General features: G+C 65.8%; 6 protein-coding genes and 1 pseudogene. 4 read left to right on the forward strand and 3 right to left on the reverse strand.

Annotation, left to right across the window (positions count from 1 at the left end):
- Window positions 1-105 (reverse strand): VOC family protein (locus tag AC1D34_RS35020; protein WP_476826721.1); only part of this gene is annotated, 105 nt, incomplete at its 3' end.
- Window positions 106-303: 198 nt separating this feature from the next.
- Between AC1D34_RS35020 and AC1D34_RS35025 the strand changes: the two genes are divergently transcribed.
- The gene (locus AC1D34_RS35025) at window positions 304-1,563 is read left to right on the forward strand and encodes an allantoate amidohydrolase (protein ID WP_476826717.1); all 1,260 of its coding nucleotides are present in this window, start codon (window positions 304-306) and stop codon (window positions 1,561-1,563) included.
- A 68-nt stretch (window positions 1,564-1,631) separates the two neighbouring features.
- On the opposite strand, the gene AC1D34_RS35030 is transcribed toward AC1D34_RS35025, so the two are convergent.
- Entirely contained in the window at window positions 1,632-3,263 is a 1,632-nt protein-coding gene (locus tag AC1D34_RS35030; RefSeq protein ID WP_476826718.1) for an HAL/PAL/TAL family ammonia-lyase, read from the reverse strand.
- Window positions 3,264-3,378: 115 nt separating this feature from the next.
- Window positions 3,379-3,630 (reverse strand): hypothetical protein, encoded by a 252-nt coding sequence (locus AC1D34_RS35035; protein WP_476826722.1) that lies wholly within the window; start codon window positions 3,628-3,630, stop codon window positions 3,379-3,381.
- Here AC1D34_RS35035 and AC1D34_RS35040 point away from each other — a divergent pair.
- From AC1D34_RS35040 to hemA, 3 genes and pseudogenes are all read left to right on the forward strand, one after another.
- Window positions 3,571-4,006: pseudogene (locus AC1D34_RS35040) on the forward strand (DsbA family protein). The gene AC1D34_RS35035 and the pseudogene AC1D34_RS35040 overlap by 60 nt on opposite strands.
- 145 nt (window positions 4,007-4,151) lie before the next feature.
- Entirely contained in the window at window positions 4,152-4,952 is an 801-nt protein-coding gene (locus tag AC1D34_RS35045; protein ID WP_476826719.1) for an SDR family NAD(P)-dependent oxidoreductase, read from the forward strand.
- Between the two features lie 90 nt (window positions 4,953-5,042).
- Window positions 5,043-6,254, forward strand: coding sequence for a 5-aminolevulinate synthase (gene hemA, locus AC1D34_RS35050; RefSeq protein WP_476826720.1), 1,212 nt, complete (start codon window positions 5,043-5,045; stop codon window positions 6,252-6,254).
- Window positions 6,255-6,347 lie beyond the last annotated feature (93 nt).

Here is a 6,347-nt window from a genome sequence, read left to right on the forward strand (position 1 = left end):
GCCGAGCACCCGTGTGTAGAAGTCGTGGGCCTTGTCCATGTCGCGTACTGGCAACATGGCGGCAATCCGTCCGAAGCGGATTCCGTGGTCGGTTGGGTCGGTCATGGCAACGTCTCGCGATGGGGAGCCGCTTCATCCGGTACCGGCGGTGCGGCGCGGACGAGTGCTTTCCAGGGGTGAAGAGAGACGGTGCTCCGGCTGGATGATTAGCAGGCGGATGGGCTGCCGCGCCAGTCATGGAAATTCGACCTGGGGACGCCTCTGGCTGCTTCCCCCGCAGGGCCGATGCGCTATGGTTTCGCCATGACCGCCTCACTTCCTTCCGCCGCCGTCCTTGGTGCCCGTGCCTTTGCCGCACTCGATGGACTGAACCGCTTCACCGACGAGCCGGGCAAGATCACCCGTCTCTACCTGTCCCCTTCGCATCGGCAGGCTGCCGAGTGGACGAAGGGCGCGATGGAAGTGGCGGGGCTCGACGCCTTCATCGATGCCGCCGGATCGGTCCAGGGCCGACGCGAGGGCGCAAAGCCTGGTCTTCCCGCCGTGCTGATCGGCTCGCATATCGATACGGTGAAGGATGGCGGCCGGTTTGACGGCAATCTCGGCGTCGTCGCCGGTATCCTTGCAGCGCAGGCGCTTCGCGATGCCGGCATCGTCCTGCCCTTCGCACTGGAGGTGGTCGGTTTCGGGGACGAGGAGACGGTGCGTTTTCCGACCTCCCTTTCGACCTCGTCGGCTTTGATCGGGCACTATGATACGGCTTGGCTCGACTCCCGGGATGCGGATGGCGTGGTGCTGCGTGATGCTCTAGTCGCCTTCGGCGGGGACCCATCGGGAATTGCTGCCCTGAAGCGCAAGCCCGGCTCCGTAAAGGCTTATCTCGAAGTCCATATCGAGCAGGGTCCGGTGCTGGAGAGCGAGAACGAAGCCGTCGGCATCGTCACGGCCATCAACGCCCAGAAGCGGGCCCGGGTCCGCGTCACGGGCGAGGCCGGCCATGCCGGGACGGTTCCGATGAAGCTGCGCAAGGATGCACTTGCGGCTGCCGCGGAGATGGCGCTGGCGCTCGAGGATATTGCGGCTGCGCATGAGCAGGCGGTCGGCACGGTAGGCGTGTTCAGGCCTGATCCGGGCGCCACCAATGTCGTGCCCGGCGCGGTCGACTTCACCGTCGATTTCCGCTCGCCGCGCAACGAGACACTGGCGAGCATGGACAAGGCCATTGCCGAGCGCTTCGCCGCGATCGCGGCTCGGCGCGGTGTCGGGTTGGAGATCACGCCCTATTCGCAGGAAGATGCGACGCCGATGGCGGAGCGGCTGCAGGAGGCCTTTGCGACGGGCATCGCACGTACGGGCTCGAACCTCAGTGCTCGCCGTCTCCCGTCCGGCGCGGGCCATGACGCCATGGCGATGGCACGGCTCTGTCCCTCAGCCATGCTCTTCGTCCGCTGCGAGAGGGGCATCAGCCATTCCCCGCTGGAGAACATGACCGAACTCGACGCCGGCATCGCGATCCGGGTGCTGCTCGAGACCATCCTGGAGCTGGCGCGGCAGGAGGGGTAACCCCTCGTCCTGCTCGGCTGTACGCGCCGAGCAGCTATTTTCGTGCAAAAGCCGCGTGACGGCTGGCCTTACTCGAGCGCCCCGACCACGGCCTCGACCGCCTCGACGATCGCGCCCGAGCGCACCAGCGCCGTCGCCTGATTCATCTCGGCGGCGTACCAGCGGTCGCCGTCGAGCGCGGGCGGGATCGTCTCGCGCAAGGCGTCGAGCGCCGCCTGCGTGCCCCGGCCGAGCGGATGGCCCTTGGCGGTCTCCGCGATCAGGGTCAGCGCCTGGCAGGCCATCAGGATTTCCATGGCAATGATCATCTCGACATTTTCGACCACGGTGCGAGCCTTTCGGCCGCACCAGGTCGAGTTCGAGACATGATCCTCGGCATTCGACTTGCCGGGGATCGAATCGACGGATCCCGGCGACGACAGCGTCCGGTTCTCCATCACCAGCGCCGACATCGAGCACTGCACCGTGGCGAAGCCGGTATTCAGGCCGCGCTTGCCGGCGAGCAGGTTGCGCGGCAGGCCGTAGCTGAGCGTCGGGTCGATCAGCCGGGCGAGGCGGCGCTCGCAGATCGAGCCGAGATCGGTCATGGCCATGGCGAGCAGGTCCATCGCCTGCGCGACGTATTGGCCGTGGAAATGACCGCCGGAGATCACGGTGAAGCTGCCGCTTTCCTCGAAGATCAGCGGGTTGTCCGTGGCCGAGTTGGTCTCGGTGCCGATGACGCGCAGCACGTAGTCGAGGGCCTCGCGTGCCGGACCATGCACCTGCGGGCCGCAGCGCAGCGAATAGACATCCTGCACGCGTGGTGACGGCGGCTTGCCGGGGGTGCGGCCGATCTCGTCGGGGTAGATCGTCTCGCGGGCCGAAGCCGAGCAGCGCTTCGAGCCCTGCGTCAGTTTCAGGATATTGCGGGCCACCAGCCCCTGGCCCGGATGGGGACGCGCGGCGTGGACGCGCGGATCGAAGGCTGCAAGCTCGCCCCGCATCGCCTCCAGCGAAAGCGCGAGCCCGATATCGGCCGCCTTGACCAAGCGTTTGGCATCCTCGCTCGCCAGGACGCCGAGCGCGAGCGAAACCGTCGAGCCGTTGATCAGGGCAGAGGCATCCTTGGCGCCGAGCGGGAAATCCGGTGTGAGGCCAGCCTTCGCCAGCGCATCGCGCGCCGGCATGCGCTTGCCCTTGTAGATCGCTTCGGCTTCGGCGAAGCCACAGACAGCCGCCGACATATGGGCGAGCGGGGCGAGATCGCCGGAGGCGCCGACCGAGCCCTTCTGCGGGATCACCGGGTGCACGCCGGCATTGAGGCAGGCGAGCAGGCGCTCGACGAGCTCGACCTGGGGGCCGGAATAATTCGAGGCGAAGGCATTGGCGCGCAACAGCATGGTGGCGCGCGTCACGTCTTCAGCGAATGGCTCTCCGATGCCGGTCGCGTGCGCGTAGACGCTCTTGCGCTGATATTCGGTCATCTCCGACATCAGCACGCGCTGGTCCTTGAACAGGCCGACACCCGTGTTGAAGGAATACATGAACGGCGCATCGTCGGTCATGAAATGCGCATCGATATGGGCGCGTGTCGCCGCAATGCGCTCGCGTGCCGCCTTGGCGAGGCCGGCCTTCTCGTAGCGACCGGAAGGGCCCGGCCTTGCGACCTTGAGAACCTGCTTGCCCTTGAGCGTGCGCCCGTCGATCGAAACCGCCATGCTCGTCCCTTCCGCGTGGTCCGTTCTATTTCCTCTGGTCTAGAGCATGGCATCCGAAAGGGGAAACCGGCTTTCCGGCGGTTTTTGCGCCCTAACTCCTTGATCCAAGACGGATTCAGGTTTCAAACCAAGCAGCTTTGCCGTTTCGTGAATAATCGGCCGGTCCTTGTGGCGTGGCTGCAGCAATGAAAAAGGCCTTGCACTGATGGGCGAGGTCAAGATTTGGAATTGGTGGCTCAGCCCCCGGCAGCGCATTGTGCGCCGAACGCCTCATCTTGAGCGCTCCTGACAACGGATTCGCCTGCCAATGCCTCGCATGATCGACTATTTCTTCACGCTGTCCTCGCCCTGGGCCTATCTCGGCCATGCGACTTTCCTCGAGACCGCCAAGCGCCATGGCGCGACGGTGACCTACCGGCCGATGCCGGTGCGGGCGGTTTTCGACGAGACGGGCGGACTGCCGCTGCCGAAGCGCCACCCCTCGCGCCAGCGCTATCGATCGCTCGGTGATCGCCGGGCTGGCCACTGCGGAGGGGCTTCCGGCCGAGGCCCTGCTGACGGCCGCCGAGAGTGCGGCGAGTTCTGAGCGCTATGAAGCCAATCGCGTCGACGCGATCGCTGCCGGTGTCTTCGGGGCGCCCTCCTATGTGCTCGATGGCGAGGTTTTCTGGGGCCAGGATCGCATCGAACTCCTCGACTCCGCTCTGGCGAGCGGGCGGGCTGCCTATCTCCCGCAAGCCTGATCAGCCTCTCGCAAAGCTGATCTGACGCGACGCCTCGGGTGCCCTGCGCCCGAGGCGCTGGCATGCCGTGCCCCACGCGATATGGTTCAGGAACGCCTCCTTGGCGTGCTCAAGAATTCAATCGATTAAGGGAGAGCCGAGCGCGATGACACAGCATCATTCGACACCGAACTGGCCGCAATTGGCTGATCTCAGGGGCAAGAGAGTACTGATCACCGGTGCCAGCACCGGCATTGGCGCGGCGGCTGCGCGGGCCTTCGGTGCCAATGGCGCTCGCGTCGGCGTTCACTACAATGCCAGTCGTGACAAGGCGCAAGCGGTGGCCCGCGAGATCGAGGCGGCCGGTGGCAAGGCTGTGCTGATTGGCGGCGACGTCACGGAGAGCGGCGAGATTCCGCGCATCATGGCCGAGGCGCTTTCGGGCCTCGGCGGACTCGATGTGCTGATCAACAATGCCGGCGGGTTGGTGAAGCGCGTGCCGGTCACCGATTATGACGATGGCATCATCGACGACATCATCGATCTCAACATCCGCCAGGTCGCGCATTTCATGCGCGAGGCGGCCAGGACCCTGATCGCGCAGGGCACGGGCGGCAGCATCGTCAATGTCAGCTCGGTCGCGGCGCGCATTGGTGGCGGCCCAGGCTCCGTGCTCTACGCCGCCTCAAAGGGGTTCATCTCGACGGGGACCCGCGGCTGGGCTCGCGAACTGGTCAAACACAGGATCCGGGTCAACGCCGTTTCGCCCGGGGTGATCATGACACCGTTCCACGAGCGCTACTCGACCCCCGAGCAMCTCGCCGCGATGCAGGCCGGCATCCCGATGGACCGGCTCGGCAAGGCGGATGAATGCGTCGGCGCGTTCCTCTATCTCGCCTCCGAGACACTCGGCAGCTTCGTCACGGGCCAGATTCTCGAGGTCAATGGCGGCCAGTACATGCCGTAACGGTCGTTCCGTAACGGCCCCCGCGACACCGCGCACCATTTCGCGTTAGGCTCCTCTCTCGTAGGAGAGGCCCGTCGCAGGAGGCCACCGATGGACTACGAACACTTCTTCCGCACGGAGCTCGACGCGCTTCGCAAGGAGGGACGCTACCGGGTCTTCGCCGATCTGGAGCGAATCGTCGGGCGCTTTCCGCGTGCGCGCTACCATGGCGCGGACGGGCCCCGCGAGATCACGGTCTGGTGTTCCAACGACTATCTCGGCATGGGCCAGCATCCCGACGTGCTGGCCGCGATGCAGGAGGCTCTTGCCGGTTGCGGCGCTGGTGCCGGCGGCACCCGCAATATCAGCGGCACCAACCACTACCATGTGCTGCTTGAGCGGGAACTGGCCGACCTGCACGGCAAGGAGGCAGCGCTTCTCTTCAACTCCGGTTACATGTCGAACTGGGCCTCGCTCTCGACACTGGCTTCCCGGCTCCCGGGCTGCGTCGTCCTGACCGATGCGCTGAACCATGCCTCGATGATCGAGGGCATCCGGCATTCGCGCGCGGAGAAGCTGATCTTCGCCCATAATGATCCCGACGATCTGCGCCGCAAGCTGCAGAGCATCGATCCGGCCCGGCCCAAGCTGATCGCCTTCGAGTCGGTTTATTCGATGGACGGCGATATCGCCCCGGTCGCCGCCTTCTGCGACATTGCCGACGAGTTCGGTGCCATGACCTATATCGACGAGGTCCACGCTGTTGGCCTCTACGGGCCGCGTGGCGGCGGCATCAGCGAGCGCGACGGCCTCAGCGATCGCCTGACCCTGATCGAGGGCACGCTGGCCAAATCCTTCGGCGTGATGGGCGGCTATATCGCTGGCTCGGCCGCGCTCTGCGACTATGTCCGCAGCTTTGCCTCGGGCTTCATCTTCTCGAGCTCCCTGCCGCCGAACCTTGCGGCGGGGGCGCTCGCCGCGATCCGTCATCTCAAGACGAGCTCAGTGGAGCGCAAGCGCCAGGCCGACAGGGTCATGGCGTTGAGGAGTCGGCTCGACGCGGTCGGCATCGCGCATCTCGCCAATCCCAGTCATATCGTCCCGGTGATGGTCGGCGACGCGGGCCTGTGCAAGGCGATCAGCGACGAGCTGCTGGCGCGCTTCGACATCTATGTCCAGCCCATCAACTATCCGACGGTGCCGCGCGGCACCGAGCGGCTGCGCATCACGCCGTCGCCGCTGCACAGCGATGCGGATATCGATCAGCTCGTGGTGGCGCTGACCGAAATCTGGAGCAGGGTGGGACTGAAGCGCGCGGCATAGCCGCGCTGACCTCTCCCGAACGGGAGCTCGGGAACCCATTCCGGAATGCTCTGTGTCCCGGCTCTGCACTTGGCTGAGGGGCGGCCCTCAGAC

The organism is Allobosea sp. P1_A7, assembly GCF_056406775.1.

Bases quoted from the DNA above. Each gene is read 5' to 3' on its own strand.
- AC1D34_RS35035 (WP_476826722.1), bottom strand. From the start codon at position 3,630: ATGGCCGAGATAGGCCCAGGGCGAGGACAGCGTGAAGAAATAGTCGAT.
- AC1D34_RS35025 (WP_476826717.1), top strand. From the start codon at position 304: ATGACCGCCTCACTTCCTTCCGCCGCCGTCCTTGGTGCCCGTGCCTTT.
- AC1D34_RS35030 (WP_476826718.1), bottom strand. From the start codon at position 3,263: ATGGCGGTTTCGATCGACGGGCGCACGCTCAAGGGCAAGCAGGTTCTC.
- hemA (WP_476826720.1), top strand. From the start codon at position 5,043: ATGGACTACGAACACTTCTTCCGCACGGAGCTCGACGCGCTTCGCAAG.